A 15,030-nucleotide genomic window follows, 5' to 3' on the forward strand; every position below is an offset into this window, starting at 1 on the left:
TTTTATCAAATATCAACAAACTTGCCCGCCTCTATCATGAAATATTCGGGATATGGCATTAACGCCTAAACCCTTTAAATAATCGATCTTATCTGTTACAGCATCCAGGGGGGCCCTGACACCGCGAAATTCCGCCGTAAAATCATCGATCATCAATTCGTAAATAACCAGATCACGCACTGGCTTCCGACCTCCGGACAGCGAGACGACTTGGTTATTTTCCGGCCGACTTCCGCCAACAACGACCGCGGCATTCATATTGTTTTCTCCGCCATAACGCGCAAATGGATCGCTCACCCAACGCGGAGGTTCAGTAGTATCTTTGAAAGTTACGAAATATTTGTATTGATAGAAACCCTGGGGAATTTCCTCTGGTGTCTGGTAACTCCAGATTTCCCCTTCATCATGATCGTGTCTCGTCATCGTAGGGGCTGTGGCGGGATTCCAGTTATTAGGCTGTCCCAATGCTTTTTGAAAGTCACCACAAACCTGGATGGATTGAATGTTGGACGAAGCCGCTAACGCGGAGAAAAGCGGCAGTAGCCGGTAATTTATAAAATGTAATCTCACGCCCTCTTTTAAGAGGGATTATTCCATGACGAATCATGAGGTTACGCGACAATGACAACATCATTCGAATCCCATTTCAAGCAAAACTATCAAAGCCATCTGAAACACCTCAAACTTAAAGGGTTGCAGCCCAAGACGATCGAGGCCTATGCCCGTGCGATTCGACGTATCGGCCAGTATTTCAACGAAGACATCAATGCGTTGACCGAACAGCAACTGACCGATTATTTCACCGATTTGCTGGAGTCGCATTCTTGGAGTGCGGTCAAGTTGGACCTGTACGGTCTCAAGTTTTATTACACCCATGTACTGCGCAAGCCTTGGGTCGCGCCGCAGTTGGTCAAGCCGCCGAAGGCGCAACGTTTGCCGGATATCGTCACTGTCGACGAGGCGCGGTGTATCTTCCAGTCCACGCGTATTCTCAGTTACCGGGTGTTCTTTTTCACGCTCTACAGTCTAGGTTTGCGCCTCGGCGAGGGATTGCGTCTTGAGGTTGGGGATATCGATGCCGGTCGCCAACGCGTGCATATCCGAGATGCCAAGGGCAATAAGGATAGACTGGTGCCGTTGCCGGCTGCCACCCTGGATTTGCTACGCCGCTTCTGGCAAGTTCACCGGCATCCGGTCATGTTGTTTCCCAATCGCCATGGCGGTTTGAAGGGCGCGCAGCGCGCGCAGAGCCCTTTGGATCGCGGTGGCGTGCAAAAGGCTCTGCGCCAAGTCGCGCAAGACTGCGGTTTAAAAAAAAGATTACCCCGCACTGTCTGCGGCATAGCTATGCCACACATTTGATTGAAGCGGGCGTCGATCTACTGGAAGTGCAGAAAATCCTCGGTCACCACAGTATCCTCACCACTGCCCGCTATACTCACCTGACCGACGGCACGAATCAAAATACCGGCCAGTTGATTAATGCCTTAATGAATGGCTTCGACATCGACTGGGGGGCGGTCAAATGATCTTGCTTTCCGCCATCATCCAAACCTTCGAAGCCGAGTTTCTGGTCGCTTACCAGGGTCGCTTGTCACCCAGTCAGCGTCAGGCGCTGGCCGCGATGAAACACTGCCGCACGTCGCAAGGCCCTGTGATGTTGGCGCAATGCGATGATTGCGATCGGCAACGCTTGGTGCCGCATTCCTGCGGCCATCGCAGCTGCCCGCATTGCCAGTCGCACGAATCGCAACAATGGCTGGAAAGGCAGTTGCAGAAGCAGGTGCCGGCCGAATATTTTTTGCTGACGTTTACTTTGCCCAAAGAACTCAGGCCGTTGGCCTGGCAACAGCAACGTACGTTGTATGATCTGCTGATCCGCTGTAGTTGGGATACCGTCAACACCTTCACCCGCAACGATCAACAGCTTCAGGGCAATGCCGGTGCTATTGCTGTGTTGCATACCCATTCCCGCCGATTGGATTACCATCCGCATGTACACTTGGTGATGCCGGCGGCCGCCATCGATCCTGATAAACGACTGTGGCGCACCAAACAGGGTAAAAAGGGCCGGAAAGGCTATTTGTTCAATCACAAGGCAGTGGCCAAAGTGTTTCGGGCCAAATTGCTTGAAGCGATCTCGCAGGCCGGTTTGACATTGCCTGACTACTATCCGCAACAATGGGTCGTTGACGTCAAGTCGGTCGGACGCGGCGATAAAGCCTTGGTTTATCTGGGACGTTATCTCTATAAGGGCGTTATCCAGGAAAAGGACATTATTGCCTGCCGAGATGGCCAAGTAACCTTCCGTTACCAGGACAGCAAAACCAAAAAGTGGCAGACTCGAACACTACCCGGCGTGAAGTTTCTGTGGCTGATGCTCCGCCATGTTCTGCCCAAAGGCTTTAGGCGGACTCGCAACTTCGGCTTTTTGCACCCCAACAGCAAACGGCTGATTCGTCTGCTGCAAGTCTTGCTCGGCGTCAATCCCAATCGTGCTATCGCTTGGCTCAGGCCCCGCCCGAAACTCCAATGCCCATGTTGTGGTGGAACCCTGCAGATTATCAAAACGCGCATTCTCGGTTCTTCGGCTGTCATGGCATTGAATTCGACCAAAGCGTAGAGGCAAAACCGGTTATGTAAGCGGCATTTCTCACTGACCCAAACCGATCATCGGGCATTTTAGCACCGAGGCTTTCGTTCGGTCTGAATTCAGGGCAAAATGCCGCTAAAATCCGAAATTCCGGGTGTGATGATCAGCATCACGCCCATTTCAGCCCGTTTATCGACGTCAACGCTTGAAATGGGCCAACACATCCCCCAATCCTTCGAAAAGCTATTTTCTTATATAACGCTCCCTCCGAATACCGGGCTTGTCCAACAAACGGTTCAGATTGTGGCTCGCTCCGCGATTACAATCTAACCTTATTCGTTATGTGTCTTTAGGTGACTGCGATACCAGAGGTCATCCTGGAAATATTCTTGCCAGATCGCTTCTTCGGTCTTGAAATGGTAATCCACATAAGCCGTCAACTCAGCGATGATGCTTCTCAGTTCGAGTAAGTCGGATAACCGGGCCAAATACGATGCCAACTTGTTCAACAAGGCAACCAATTGTTTATGCTGTTCGTCAATGACGGGAATTTGGGTTCCGAAATTATCATTCCATAAAAAAACTTCAAATAATTCAGCGGATTTTTGTTTCATTACCTGCGAACTCAATAATTCAATTTATCAGCAGCAATTCGGACAGAAATTTTTAACTAGCAATATGTAATTGATAAGCCTGACAAACATTTATTCTCAGTTGTCGAATAATTGCTCTTGCCATAAAACGAACATTACTGGCATGGCAATTTTCCTTTATGTATGCTAGCCTACATTCTCATTCGCTAAACCACCATATCATGCAGCGGATACTGGATGTTAACAATAATTTATCATTTATCTATTAAGAATCTTTAAAATTGTGATGGCGCTCAATTATATAGCCATGCCATTTCATAATTCGCCACCTTAATCCCTTCACTTCCGTCCGGAAGGAGACCGGATGATGGCATCAAAAACCGAATTTTCGGCATTGTCGAATTGAATCAGTTCCGCGGCGATGCTGACGGCAATTTCCATCGGTGTTCGACTCTTGATCGGCAATCCCAATGGAGCATGAATATTTTCCCAGTCTGCAGGTCCGATACGATCGGATAATTTCTGCTTGAGGATGTCTATTTTTCGTCGGCTTCCCATTAATCCGAGATACCTGTATTGCTTCCCGGCCAATAATTCGATTACCTGTTGATCGGTTTCGTGGCTATGAGTCATGACGAACACATAACTATTCTCTCCTTCCGGGATAACTTGGTCGATTCGAGCGTAAGACACGACCGCCTTACTGTCGGCATAGTTATTATCGACCATGGTCACAACCTCTTGTCGTTGATCGAACACGTTAACTTCATAACCTAGTCGCGAAAGCAGCTGACTCAAGGCCAAGCCGACATGCCCGCCGCCAATGATATAGGCTTGTTTCCTCAAACCGATCGTTTCCCGATAACACCAATGAGAGTGGTCCCTATAGTCGAAACACGGTTGCGCAACTTGCTTAGTCCACGGAGACGTTTGCACGCCTTGTTCGGTCAATGACAGAACCACCGGCTGACGAGCCGCTTGCTGTGCTTGCAAGGTTTGCAGTATGTGCAAGTCGGCCGCCCGACACAGCCACAGCAGCACCTGCTGGGAGCCACCGCAAATATGCCCCGAGGATTCGGCGTGATGGTCGTCGTGGTAACGCCGAAATAAGCGTAAAGCCGGGTGATCGGAAGCAAGTAACGATTTCTGCGCCAGCCCGGCAAGTTCGAACTCCACTTGGCCGCCGCCAATCGTACCCAGCGTTTTGCCATCTACCGTCACCGCCATTTTCGCGCCGGCGGTTCCGGGCGAACTGCCCTTACTGGCGACGACTAGCAACAATGCCGCGCGCTCATTCCGGCCCAGAGCGTCGATCAGAAATTGCCAAATTGATGAGTTAAGCAAATAACACCTCGCTCAGCGAGAAATAAATCGCCATCAGGGCCGAAAACAGCGAGCTGGCGAAGAAGCGCCAGTCCAAGCCAATATAATTCTGAATCACATAATTGGCGGGCAATGTCGCCGGAAGGCTGAAGCAGAAAGAAGACAAAGCCAATGGAAAAATAGCAAATGAGATATCTCGCCAGGCGCCGGAAAATAAGTTGATGAACACAATATGCCGGGCAATCCAGAGTGGATTGAAAAACGCCGCGGCTAAAAGCATACGTGCAAGAGCTTGGCCGATACCCCGCCCTGAAAAACGTCTCGCCAACCAGCGAAAATAAGCCGGAATTTCGATCGCATAAAGGGTCGAGCCAAGCAAAGCCATTCCGAGCATGCGTGAAAATTGATAGTCGGAACCGATTAACATCGCGATAGTATCACCCGAGCAATAAATCAAACCACCATAAAATGCATCCTTAACGCTCAGTAATGCCATTACCATCCTGTCGATGCAAAGCCATTAATACTCTCTCCGGCGTCATCGGCGCGGAAAAGTCCGGCTGGAAATCGGGATTGAAGGCCTCGATCGCCCGGCACAGGGCGAAATACCCGCCTATCGCATACATGAACGGCGGCTCGCCGACCGCCTTCGACTGCAACAAACCGGCCGGGTTATCGCTATCGGGCAAAAAACGGGCATCTATTTCCGGTGCCGCATAAATATCCGGAATCTTGTATTGAGTCAGGTTAGCGGTCGACAATCGACCTTGATCGTCGTACACGATTTCCTCGCTGGTCAGCCAGCCCAACCCCTGCACCACGGCGCCTTCGATCTGGCCGCGATCGATCGCCTCGTCCAGCGATTGGGCGCCGTCGTGGATGATATCGGCCCGCTCGATCAGATAGCGGCCGCGCAAGCAATCCAGCGTCACTTCGATTGCCGCCAAACCATAGACATGATAGGCAAACGGTTTGCCGCGCTCTTGCTTGCGGTCGAAAGCCAGATCCGGTGTCGCATAATGCGCCTGCGCCGACAAACCGCAGCGCGCCAGATAGGCTTCGGTGACCAGGCGGCGCCAATCCAGTGTTGTCGCCTGCCCCTCCGCCTCGACCCTTTCCTCGCAAATGTGTAACGTGCTGTTATCGGCCAACCCCAGCACCCTGGCCGCGACCCGAATCAGACGTTCGCGCAGTTGCAGGCAGGCCAATCTAAGCGCCTGACCATTAAGGTCCGCGCCGGTGCTGGCGGCAGTGGGCGACATATTGGCGATGCGCGAGGTATTGGTGCTTTCGATCTTGATACGTTGCTCGGCTATGCCTAAAGTTTGCGCGGCGACCTTGACCAGTTTGACCTTGACGCCCTGCCCCATCTCCACCGCGCCCGTGCTGATACCGACGCTGCCGTCGCCGTAAATATGGACCAAGGCATCGGCCTGGTTTAGAAAGCGGGCGGTAAAGGCAATACCGAAGGCCAGCGGCATCAACGCCAGGCCTTTTTTCTGTAAATTCTGTTCGGCATTGAATCGTTCGATGTCTTGTCGACGTCGCAGCAGATCGAAATCCTGCTGCAATTGCCGATAACAGCGCTGCAGCGAGCAATATTGTACACTCATGCCGTAGGGAAAATGATCGCCGTCCTTTAACAGATTCCGGCTTTGAATCTCGGCGGGATCGACTCCCATCTGTAAAGCCGCTTGATGAATGGCCGCCTCCAATATGAACATCGCCTGCGGCGCACCGAAGCCGCGAAAGGCGGTATTCGGCGGCAGATGAGTGCGGCAACACACCGCCGTGGCGTGCACATTGGGGATAAAATAGGCGCCGCCGACATGGAACAGCGAGCGCTCCAGTATCGCCGGCGACAAATCGGCGCTGGCGCCGGAGTTCTGAAACATAGCCACTTGGTAGGCAAGGATTTTACCATCGCCGCTCAAACCGATCTTGAAGTCGGCGCAATAAGGATGGCGCTTGCCCGTCAGGCGCATGTCTTCCTCCCGGCTCAAATGCAATTTGACCGGCTGTTGCAAGCGTCTCGCCGCCAGCGCGACTAATACCGCCCATGGCGTGGCTTGTTCTTCCTTGCCACCGAAGGCGCCGCCCAATCGCAATACATCGACTTCGACGGCATGCATCGGACAATCAAGCACCCTGGCGATGATGCGCTGCACCATGCCCGGCGACTGGGTCGCAGAAACAACCTTCAGTTGGCCGTTTTCTTGCGGCAAGGCGATCGCGGTCTGGGTCTCCAGATAGACATGCTCCTGGGCACCGGTTTCGGCGCTGCCAGACACCACCACAGCGCATTGTTGCCACGCCGTCTCGACATCGCCCAACGCGAAACAGCGCGTCGTACCGATGGTTTGTTGTCGTTGCGCGGCTACCCGGGGATCGAACACGGCCTCCAAGGCTTCGTACTCGATCTTGCAGACACTCGCCGCCTGCCGCGCCAATTCCGCGCTTTCGGCGACGACCAGCGCCAGCGGTTGGCCTTGATAACAAACCTCGCTGTCGGCCAACAACACTTCCTCGGCCTCGACATTGCCGATATTGTTAATACCCGGAATATCGGCCGCGCTCAAGATTGCCACTACGCCCTCCATTGCCGAAGCCCAGCTGAAATCGCAACGCTTGATCCGGGCATGGGCCATAGAACTGCAAACCGGGAAGCCATGTAACACGCCTTCCGGTAATATGATATCGTCGGCGAATCGGGCACGGCCCTGCGCATGCAAGATGCTATCCGCGTGTTTCATCGCAAGTCCTCCCAGGTCACTGAGTCCGGTAACAGCTTCAGAAAATGCGCGATCAGCAGTTGCCGCAGCAACAAACGCTTGTAGGCGATAGAACCTCGGCTGTCCGCGATCGGACTGATTTCCTGTTGCGCCAGCGCCAATGCCTGTTTGATCACGTCGGCGGAAACGGACTTGCCTTGGAGAAATTCGGCGGTTTGATGCAAGTACAAGGGGATCGCGGCGACGCCGCCAGCCGAAATATGCACCTTAGTTAACACCCGCTCCTTTATTTCCAATGACATCGCCGAATTGACGCTGGCGATATCCAGATACGTCCTTTTGCTGACTTTCTCGAAACTGAAACGTAGCGGTTTCTCGGGGCAACGGAAGCGTATATCGGCCAGTTTTTCATCCGATTGCAGATCGATTCGCTTATAGCCTTGGAAAAATTTTCTCAGCGGAATGTCCCGCCGCGCCAACGTCGCTGTCGAAGCGATGGTTAGCGAGGCATCCAATGCCAACAAAAAAACGCTCATGTCGCCGATCGGCGAGGCATTGACCAGATTGCCGCCGACCGTGGCCTGTTGCCGCACCGGGGTCGAGCAGATCAGTTTCAGGTTCTCGCCTATAGCGGGAAACAATTGCCTCATCACTCCGGACTGGCGCAGCGTCTCGATCCGGGTGCCGGCGCCAATCCGGCATTCATTGCCCTGCAATTCAATGGTTTCCTGTTCGGGCAGGAAGACCAATGTTTGTTGCAACAATTGCTGAGGGCGCTGCACGAACAAATCGGTGCCGCCGGCCACCTTGACCCCTTGCCGCATATTACTTGCAGGCGTTGGATCAAGTTCCGCCAAATGCTGTGGAATCTCGTTGAAGTATGATGGCAACAACCGCCACTCGATCAAATCGGCGAGACGATTTTCTTTGCTGGATGCACCGAGGTCGAAGCGATTGCAGAGATCGCGCAAAGCGCGCTTTATGCCCATATAACCGGTACAGCGACATAGGTTGCCGCTGACCGCCTCGATCGCTTCCTCCGGCGAAGAACTTTGCGTGTTCAACAGAAATGCCGTTAGCGCCATCACCAGGCCGGGCGAGCAAAAGCCGCATTGTATCGCCGTCGCCGACACCAACGCCTGTTGCAGCGGATTCGGCTCGTGACCCGAAACGCCTTCTATCGTTACGATGTGACGGCCGGCGATCCGACCCAACGGCAACAAGCAACTATTGACGGGACGGTAATGCAAACGTCCATGACGCAACTCTCCAAGCAATACCAGACAGGCGCCGCAGTCGCCTTCCCGGCAGGCGGCGCGGGTGCCGATCAGTTGTTGTTCTTGGCGCAGGAAATCGAGCACTACCATGCCTTCCGGCCGGTCGGTGTCGATACTGCGTTGATTGAGCAAGAATTGCATGGTTCACCTATTCGTCATTCCGGCGTAACAATCCGTTTTATGTGACCGCCAAGGAAGTAAACTCGAAACGGCGTCCGTCGAACAAGCCCTTGTCGCTCAATTTCAACGCTGGAATCACCAGTAGCGCCATGAACGACAGTGTCATGAACGGCGCACGCAGGGTCGAGCCCAGCCGTTTGGCCTGCCGGTCCAGTTCGGCATAATGGGCGGCGACAAATTCGGCATCGTCCCCCGTCATCAATCCGGCCACCGGCAGCGTCAACCCGAACTTTCTACCTTTACCATTAACCACAACAATTCCCCCCTCGCGGCGGATCACGTCGTTGACAGCCAAACACAAGGCCTCGATAGTGGCGCCCACGGCGATGATGTTATGGGAATCGTGCGCCACGGTCGAAGCCAACGCTCCGTGTTTAAACCCGAACCCGTGAATCAAGGCCACGGCCGGCGGAGCGGCTTGGTAACGGTTGACCACGGCCAGGAACAGAATGTCCCGTTCCGTATCCGCCACGATCATGCCGTTGTCGCATTTGGCGAAAGTCAGCCATTCCTCGGTCGCCAATTCGCCGTCGAATGCCTTGATCGCGCGGATGGTGACAGCGGGATCAGGGATCGCGAAATCGGCCGGCTCCACCGGTCGAGCGGAAAAACGATTGATGGATTCGGTCGCGAACGATTCGATGCGGCAAATGCCGCGGCTGGCGACTGTCCTGCCGTCGATCCAAGTCTGGAGAGCCTGAAAATCGGTCAAATCGTCGACCAATACCGCATCCATGGCATTGCCGACATGCAATTGCCCTACCGGCAAACGGTAATGGCGGACCGGGTTCAAGCAGGCGCAACGCAATACCGCGAACACATCGTGGCCCTTGGCCACAGCGCGCGCCGCCAGTTGATTGATATGGCCGCGTTGCAAATCGTCCGGGTGCTTATCGTCGCTGCAAAACATCACCTTGTCCGGATGCAGGCGGATCAACTCGTGCAGGGCCTCGAAATTGCGCGCCGCCGAACCTTCGCGAATCAGAATGTGCATGCCGGCGGAGATTTTATCCAAGGCTTCATCCAGACTGGCGCATTCATGATCGGTGCTGATGCCGGCAGCCGCGTATTGTTGCGCGTCCTTGCCGACCAGACCGGGGGCATGGCCATCGATGGGCGCCCCATGGCGTTGCGCCACGGCCAATTTTTCCAGCACGGCCGGATCGCCGGCCAGAACGCCGGGATAATTCATCATTTCCGACAAATAACCGACTTCCCCGCTTGCGAACAAGGCTTCCAGCTGCGCTACGCCCAGTTCGGCGCCGGCCGTTTCGAACGGCGTGGCCGGCACGCACGATGGCGCGCCGAAGCGTATTTTCAGCGGCGTCTGCTCGGCATTGGCGAACATGAAATGGATGCCCTGCAAACCCAACACGTTGGCGATTTCATGCGGATCGGAAACGGTCGCGACGGTGCCGTGGCGCACCGCCAGGCGGGAAAACTCCACCGGCGTCAGCATCGAGCTTTCGATATGGACATGGGCATCGACGAAGCCGGGCAATAGATAAGGACGCCCTAAACGCTCCGGTCCAAGGCGGCGAATATCGCTAATGATGCCTTCCCGCCATGCCAGTTCGGCAAAGTAAATACCGCCCTCAAACAGGTCGATCAGATTAGTTGTCAGAATGCCGGAATCGTCTTTCATGATATGGATTATAGTGCCGGATTGCTAAAAACGCTTGCCAAGAAATATCTCCTCCTAATTTGTGGTCAAGTTATGCAAACTATGCTATACAAAATAATACTCGGCGTACGGTTAATGTCGAGCTTTCAAAGCGGAGAACATTATTATGGCTTCAAACCGCCCGAACTTCACTGACATCTGGATAAGGCCATGTCGGCGAAACTGAGTGCAGCCTTGCGCGATAGCGGCACACGCTTTCGCATTTTTCCCCAGCCGCGTTATTTGAAGGCGTTCTCCAAACCGGAAACGATCCATGTCTCTGTCCCCCCCGATAAAATCTTGGCCGGCCCCGCCGACGAGCGCATGTATGTGACCGATGCAATCCATAAGCAACCCTATGCCCAATCCGACCGACCGCCCTATCGCGGCGAGGTCAATGCCCCTGTCAAACCGAAAAAAGGCCATTTCGATCATCTCGATCCCGACAGCCGCGAATTCCTCTGTGCCTCGATGTACGCTACGGTCCGCTTCGTACTCGATATCTGGGAGGATTATTTCGGCCGGCGCATAGACTGGCATTTCGACCTGGATTTCGAAAGACTGGAGCTGATCCCGCTGGTGGAATGGAACAACGCCCAGGCAGGCTACGGTTTTATGGAATTCGGTTATGCCAGGGCGGCTTACGGCGGCATCGACTTCACTAAACCGCATTGCCAGAATTTCGATGTATTGGCCCATGAATTCGGCCACTGTCTGATTTACGCCACGGTCGGCTCGCCCAATAACAGCAATGACCTGGCGGTCGATTATGCCGGCATGCAGGAATCGGCCGGCGACCTGATCGCCTTGATCGCTTCGCTGCATTTCGATTCGGTAGTGACGCATCTGCTGGCGCATACTCACGGCAATCTTTTCAGTTACAACGAATTGAGCCGGGTCGGCGAGTTGTCCGAAAGCAAGCAAGTGCGCATTGCCTTCAACTATCTGCGCATGGCGGACGTCAACGACGAACCGCATCTCAGGTCTTTGCCCTTCACCGGCGCGGTATTCGACACGCTAGTTGAAATTTTTCAGCAAAACCTGATCGAAGCGAATTTGATTTCTGAGGAATTGGGCAAACGTTCGGACAACAGCACGACCGGACAGGCCGACCACGAAAAAATCGCCGCCGCCTTCAAGGAAGCCTATCTGGGGCAGGAAGAGGCTTTCAAACAGGCATTGATCGCCGCCCGTGATAGCGTCGGCCAATTATTGGCAACCACCTGGTCGAATTTATCGCCGCATTTTCTGACCTATCACGATTATGCCAGGAGCCTGTTACGCGCCGACCAAAGCCTAAACGACGGCCGGCATAAAGCCATCCTGCGCGACTGTTTCGCCTGGCGCGGCCTGCAAGCCGCCGCCGATTCGCGTATGTATTCGCTTTATCGGCTGGAAGATTGCGATCCGCAACGCGATACGCCAGGTCCCACCGACCCGGAAGCGCCGGTCAAGGACAATTCTACAAAAGCGAAAAAGCCCGGCAAAAAAGCCGGCAAAGGGAAAACGAACCGATGATATCAGCGGCGGCAACAGGCTACTCGTTCATCAGCAGACTCTTGCCATTTTTGCTGCTATTGCTGAGCGTCGCTTGCCACGGCACCGAGATGAAACTCCAACACGAAACGCCAACCACCCTTCGCATCGAAGCCTTATCCCGAGGCCGTGGCGTTCCGCCTCAGACACACCAAGCCTATCTTAAAATCAAAGACCTGTTGATCGAAGCCCAAAAACAGGGCATGCAATTGAATATCCGGGAAAATACGATCGGCTTGGAGGGAGAAACTCGCTTATGCATCGAATTTTCCGATCCAACCGATGCCGCAGCCTTGCTGGAAAAAATCGAATCCACGGCGACAGGCATCGACTTACTGAACATCGAAGCCAGACGCTGCCAGGATTAAACGCTGAAAGCCGGTCCATAGAAAGTCCGGCACTAACAAGGCGGACCCCGCCCCATTAACGAGGAGAGACCGATGAGACACCTACAACAATCCCATAAATCCTTGCCAGTACTGGCTTGTGTTGTAATCCTGGCCCTATCGGCCTGCAGCGGCGCGCCGACCAAATCGAAACCGAACAAAGTCCCGACCTTTGCCCCAGCCAGCGGCAATAAGGTTTCTCCCGCGGAAGGCAAGCGAGTGACGCGGGAAAACGCTCATCAGGCCAGAATGGCTTGGAAAGATAAAAGTTTCGAAGAATTCGAAGCCAGTGTCTATAAGGAGCCTTTCCCTGGCGGCAAATACATCGTCAACGGCGATACTCCGATCGCCAACGAAAAACTGCTGCGCGAATTCTTTGAACAGGAAATCCAACAAGGCGAACAGCCGGCTTCCCTGCAATCCCCTCGCAGCCTGATCGTCAACACACAAAACGGCAGCGACACTATTTGGAGCGCCAGCAAGAAACTCCACCTCGATTATTGCGTAAGCCGTTCATTCGGCAACCATTACGATGCCGTCGTGGCCGACATGAAAGCCGCCGGCGAAGCCTGGTCGCAAGTGGCCGACGTCAAGTTCGTCCATTTATCCGCGCATGACGACAACTGCACCGCGACCAATCAGTCAGTCGTGTTCGATGTGCGCCCGGTCAACGTCAATGGCCAATACTTGGCGCGCGCCTTCTTCCCTAACGACGCCCGTTCCGCCCGAAATGTGTTGATCGACGATAGTTCCTTCACCTTAGATCCAAACGGCAACCTTACCTTGCGTGGGATACTACGGCACGAACTGGGCCATACTCTCGGTTTTCGCCACGAGCATACCCGACCCGACTCCGGCCAATGTTTCGAAGACAATAACTGGCGTCCTCTGACCGATTACGACTCCTTTTCGGTCATGCATTACCCGCAATGTAACGGCGCCGGCGACTGGAGCCTGACCCTGACCTATCTCGATAAAAACGGCGCGGCCTGTATTTACGGACCCGCTCCCGGTTTTCAAGTCGACGCCAATATCTGCCCGGACCTGGCTCCGCAACCGGAACCCGAACCGCAATCACAAGTATGCGAAATGCGCACCGATGCCTACGCGCAACAGCAAGTCAATCAGAATCAGGAAAAGGAATACGGGCCCTATTCGGTAAAACCCGGTTCCCGTTTCACGGCCCTGATATTCGCCAACGATTCGACCGGCGACCCCGATCTATATGTTCGTTTCCAAAGCAAGCCCACCACCAGCACTTATGCCTGTCGCCCTTATCTGACCGGCGCCAACGAAAGCTGCAGCCTGGATGTACCAACAGGACAAAACAAGGCTTATGTCATGGTCAGAGGATACAAAGCGAGCAAATATCATCTGGTGGTGACCAGTCAACCATAAAGATATCGCTTGCCGCGACCGGCTGATTTGTAATCAGCCGGTCGCGGGTTCGAGTCCCATCACCAGCTCCATATTTCTAAAGGCCTGTAGCGGTTTCGTTACGGGCCTTTTTTATTGACCGTAGCTAAATCGTAGCCAATCGACTCATCGTCTATGGCTCGGATCGCGGACAAACGGTCAACATATTCCGCTAAATGCGCACTGGATAAATGAGCGTAACGCCGCACCATTTCCACCGATTCCCAACCCCCAAGTTCCTGCAGCACATGCAAAGGCGTTCCCGCTTGTACGTGCCAGCTAGCCCAGGTATGCCTCAGATCGTGCCAACGAAAATCCGTGATCCCCGCCCGCTTCAAAGCATTGCGCCAGGCTTTGGTATTGACCTCAGAGACCGGTTTGCCATGATAGGTAAACACATGGCTATCATGCTTACCGATCTGCTCCCTGACAATCACCACGGCCGTTTTCGACAACGGTACGGCAATGGCCTTTTTCGCCTTGGCTTGGTCCGGATGTATCCAGGCACAGCGTCTGGCAAGGTCGATCTGTGACCATTGCAAGCCGGTGACGTTGGATTGTCTGAGGCCGGTTTCCAAGCTGAAACGCACCATCGCTTTTAAATGCGGTGGAAGTTCGTCGATCAGCCTTTCTGCTTTCTGTCGGGTGATCCAACGCACGCGCCTGGTGGGTTCCGGTAACAGACGAATCTTAGGCGTCTTGTCCAGCCAGTCCCATTCCAGCGCCGCTTTGCGTAGAATCGCCCGAATCAACGCCAGCATCCGGTTGACCGTGCCATTAGCCACGCCGGTTTCCAACTTGGCTTGGATGACTTGATCCAGGAAGTCCCGGTTAATGCCATCCAACGGCACTTGGTCGAAATGCTGATCCAACCAGCGTAAGTGCATCAGATCGTCATTTCTTGAGGCCTTGTGCTGAGTCTCGTTAAGCCAACGAACCACGGCGTCATTCCAAGAGTAACGCGGTTTATTGCCGAGCTTTAGCTGGTCCCATAACTGCGTTTTCAGCCGGTCATGGAATTCTTGCGCTTGGGTTTTGTCGGCGGTGCCAGTGCTTTTCTGTACAATTCGTCCGTTGATGGTGATCTTGACCCACCAGAGGGACGAGTCTTTACGTTTAAAGAGTGACATAGGCTTATCTCCTGTTCACCCTGCAACGTCCGCCGGTCGTATTGTGATCGAATGAACTTGATCAAGTCAACGTCGACGAACACCCAGCACTTGCCGATTTTCGCGCCGGGTATGTCTCCGGCCTTGGCTTTGCTTTGGAGGGTCACCGGATGAATATGCAGTAACTCCGCCGCTTGTTGCAGGTTGAGCGTTTTCATCGGT

Annotated in this window: 13 protein-coding genes and 1 pseudogene; 5 read left to right on the forward strand and 9 right to left on the reverse strand. The window is 53.9% G+C overall.

Annotated elements, in window-relative coordinates; translation table 11 throughout:
- Nucleotides 1–12: 12 nt before the first annotated feature.
- Nucleotides 13–570, reverse strand: a complete 558-nt coding sequence (locus EP25_RS0105890) for a pullulanase X25 domain-containing protein (protein ID WP_084190972.1) — start codon at nucleotides 568–570, stop codon at nucleotides 13–15.
- 51 nt (nucleotides 571–621) lie between these two features.
- On the opposite strand from EP25_RS0105890, the pseudogene EP25_RS0105895 reads away from it, so the two are divergent.
- Both EP25_RS0105895 and EP25_RS0105905 read left to right on the forward strand, forming a co-directional pair.
- A pseudogene (locus EP25_RS0105895) lies at nucleotides 622–1,529 on the forward strand (tyrosine-type recombinase/integrase).
- Nucleotides 1,526–2,623: an IS91 family transposase gene (locus EP25_RS0105905; RefSeq protein WP_036300033.1), complete on the forward strand. Its 1,098-nt coding sequence runs from the start codon at nucleotides 1,526–1,528 to the stop codon at nucleotides 2,621–2,623. Before EP25_RS0105895 ends, EP25_RS0105905 begins: the two are co-directional and overlap by 4 nt.
- A 302-nt stretch (nucleotides 2,624–2,925) precedes the next feature.
- Here the strand turns inward: EP25_RS0105905 and EP25_RS0105915 are convergent, their stop codons facing one another.
- The 6 genes from EP25_RS0105915 to ade all read right to left on the reverse strand — a co-directional run bounded on the left by EP25_RS0105915 (nucleotide 2,926) and on the right by ade (nucleotide 10,343).
- Nucleotides 2,926–3,207 (reverse strand): bacteriohemerythrin, encoded by a 282-nt coding sequence (locus tag EP25_RS0105915; protein WP_031433022.1) that lies wholly within the window; start codon nucleotides 3,205–3,207, stop codon nucleotides 2,926–2,928.
- A gap of 318 nt (nucleotides 3,208–3,525) precedes the next feature.
- Complete coding sequence (locus EP25_RS0105920) at nucleotides 3,526–4,530, reverse strand: XdhC family protein (RefSeq protein WP_051906430.1); 1,005 nt, start codon at nucleotides 4,528–4,530, stop codon at nucleotides 3,526–3,528.
- On the reverse strand, nucleotides 4,523–5,005 hold the full coding sequence (locus tag EP25_RS0105925) for a hypothetical protein (RefSeq protein WP_031433024.1): 483 nt from the start codon (nucleotides 5,003–5,005) through the stop codon (nucleotides 4,523–4,525). Before EP25_RS0105925 ends, EP25_RS0105920 begins: the two co-directional genes overlap by 8 nt.
- Nucleotides 4,986–7,262, reverse strand: coding sequence for a xanthine dehydrogenase molybdopterin binding subunit (locus EP25_RS0105930; RefSeq protein ID WP_031433025.1), 2,277 nt, complete (start codon nucleotides 7,260–7,262; stop codon nucleotides 4,986–4,988). The genes EP25_RS0105925 and EP25_RS0105930 overlap by 20 nt, the downstream gene beginning before the upstream one ends.
- Nucleotides 7,259–8,659, reverse strand: a complete 1,401-nt coding sequence (locus EP25_RS0105935) for an FAD binding domain-containing protein (RefSeq protein ID WP_031433026.1) — start codon at nucleotides 8,657–8,659, stop codon at nucleotides 7,259–7,261. The genes EP25_RS0105930 and EP25_RS0105935 overlap by 4 nt, the downstream gene beginning before the upstream one ends.
- 37 nt (nucleotides 8,660–8,696) lie before the next feature.
- Nucleotides 8,697–10,343 carry an adenine deaminase gene (ade, locus tag EP25_RS0105940; RefSeq protein ID WP_200875017.1) on the reverse strand — a complete coding sequence of 549 codons (1,647 nt, stop codon included), beginning with the start codon at nucleotides 10,341–10,343 and terminating at the stop codon, nucleotides 8,697–8,699.
- Nucleotides 10,344–10,532: 189 nt separating this feature from the next.
- On the opposite strand from ade, the gene EP25_RS0105950 reads away from it, so the two are divergent.
- From EP25_RS0105950 to EP25_RS0105960, 3 genes are all read left to right on the forward strand, one after another.
- The gene (locus EP25_RS0105950) at nucleotides 10,533–11,879 is read left to right on the forward strand and encodes a gluzincin family metallopeptidase (RefSeq protein ID WP_152555602.1); all 1,347 of its coding nucleotides are present in this window, start codon (nucleotides 10,533–10,535) and stop codon (nucleotides 11,877–11,879) included.
- The gene (locus tag EP25_RS0105955; RefSeq protein ID WP_152555603.1) at nucleotides 11,876–12,265 is read left to right on the forward strand and encodes a hypothetical protein; all 390 of its coding nucleotides are present in this window, start codon (nucleotides 11,876–11,878) and stop codon (nucleotides 12,263–12,265) included. Before EP25_RS0105950 ends, EP25_RS0105955 begins: the two co-directional genes overlap by 4 nt.
- 72 nt (nucleotides 12,266–12,337) lie before the next feature.
- Nucleotides 12,338–13,681: a matrixin family metalloprotease gene (locus tag EP25_RS0105960; RefSeq protein WP_051906432.1), complete on the forward strand. Its 1,344-nt coding sequence runs from the start codon at nucleotides 12,338–12,340 to the stop codon at nucleotides 13,679–13,681.
- Between the two features lie 98 nt (nucleotides 13,682–13,779).
- Here EP25_RS0105960 and EP25_RS0105965 read toward each other — a convergent pair whose 3' ends face one another.
- Both EP25_RS0105965 and EP25_RS24235 read right to left on the reverse strand, forming a co-directional pair.
- Nucleotides 13,780–14,784, reverse strand: a complete 1,005-nt coding sequence (locus EP25_RS0105965; RefSeq protein ID WP_407661369.1) for a tyrosine-type recombinase/integrase — start codon at nucleotides 14,782–14,784, stop codon at nucleotides 13,780–13,782.
- Nucleotides 14,703–15,026 (reverse strand): helix-turn-helix domain-containing protein, encoded by a 324-nt coding sequence (locus EP25_RS24235; RefSeq protein WP_084190973.1) that lies wholly within the window; start codon nucleotides 15,024–15,026, stop codon nucleotides 14,703–14,705. The genes EP25_RS0105965 and EP25_RS24235 overlap by 82 nt, the downstream gene beginning before the upstream one ends.
- Nucleotides 15,027–15,030: the final 4 nt, after the last annotated feature.

It is taken from the genome of Methylomarinum vadi (assembly GCF_000733935.1).
Lineage (GTDB): Bacteria > Pseudomonadota > Gammaproteobacteria > Methylococcales > Methylomonadaceae > Methylomarinum > Methylomarinum vadi.

Bases quoted from the DNA above. Each gene is read 5' to 3' on its own strand.
- ade (WP_200875017.1), bottom strand. From the start codon at position 10,343: ATGAAAGACGATTCCGGCATTCTGACAACTAATCTGATCGACCTGTTT.
- EP25_RS24235 (WP_084190973.1), bottom strand. From the start codon at position 15,026: ATGAAAACGCTCAACCTGCAACAAGCGGCGGAGTTACTGCATATTCAT.
- EP25_RS0105960 (WP_051906432.1), top strand. From the start codon at position 12,338: ATGAGACACCTACAACAATCCCATAAATCCTTGCCAGTACTGGCTTGT.
- EP25_RS0105905 (WP_036300033.1), top strand. From the start codon at position 1,526: ATGATCTTGCTTTCCGCCATCATCCAAACCTTCGAAGCCGAGTTTCTG.
- EP25_RS0105950 (WP_152555602.1), top strand. From the start codon at position 10,533: ATGTCGGCGAAACTGAGTGCAGCCTTGCGCGATAGCGGCACACGCTTT.
- EP25_RS0105930 (WP_031433025.1), bottom strand. From the start codon at position 7,262: ATGAAACACGCGGATAGCATCTTGCATGCGCAGGGCCGTGCCCGATTC.
- EP25_RS0105935 (WP_031433026.1), bottom strand. From the start codon at position 8,659: ATGCAATTCTTGCTCAATCAACGCAGTATCGACACCGACCGGCCGGAA.
- EP25_RS0105955 (WP_152555603.1), top strand. From the start codon at position 11,876: ATGATATCAGCGGCGGCAACAGGCTACTCGTTCATCAGCAGACTCTTG.
- EP25_RS0105915 (WP_031433022.1), bottom strand. From the start codon at position 3,207: ATGAAACAAAAATCCGCTGAATTATTTGAAGTTTTTTTATGGAATGAT.
- EP25_RS0105925 (WP_031433024.1), bottom strand. From the start codon at position 5,005: ATGGCATTACTGAGCGTTAAGGATGCATTTTATGGTGGTTTGATTTAT.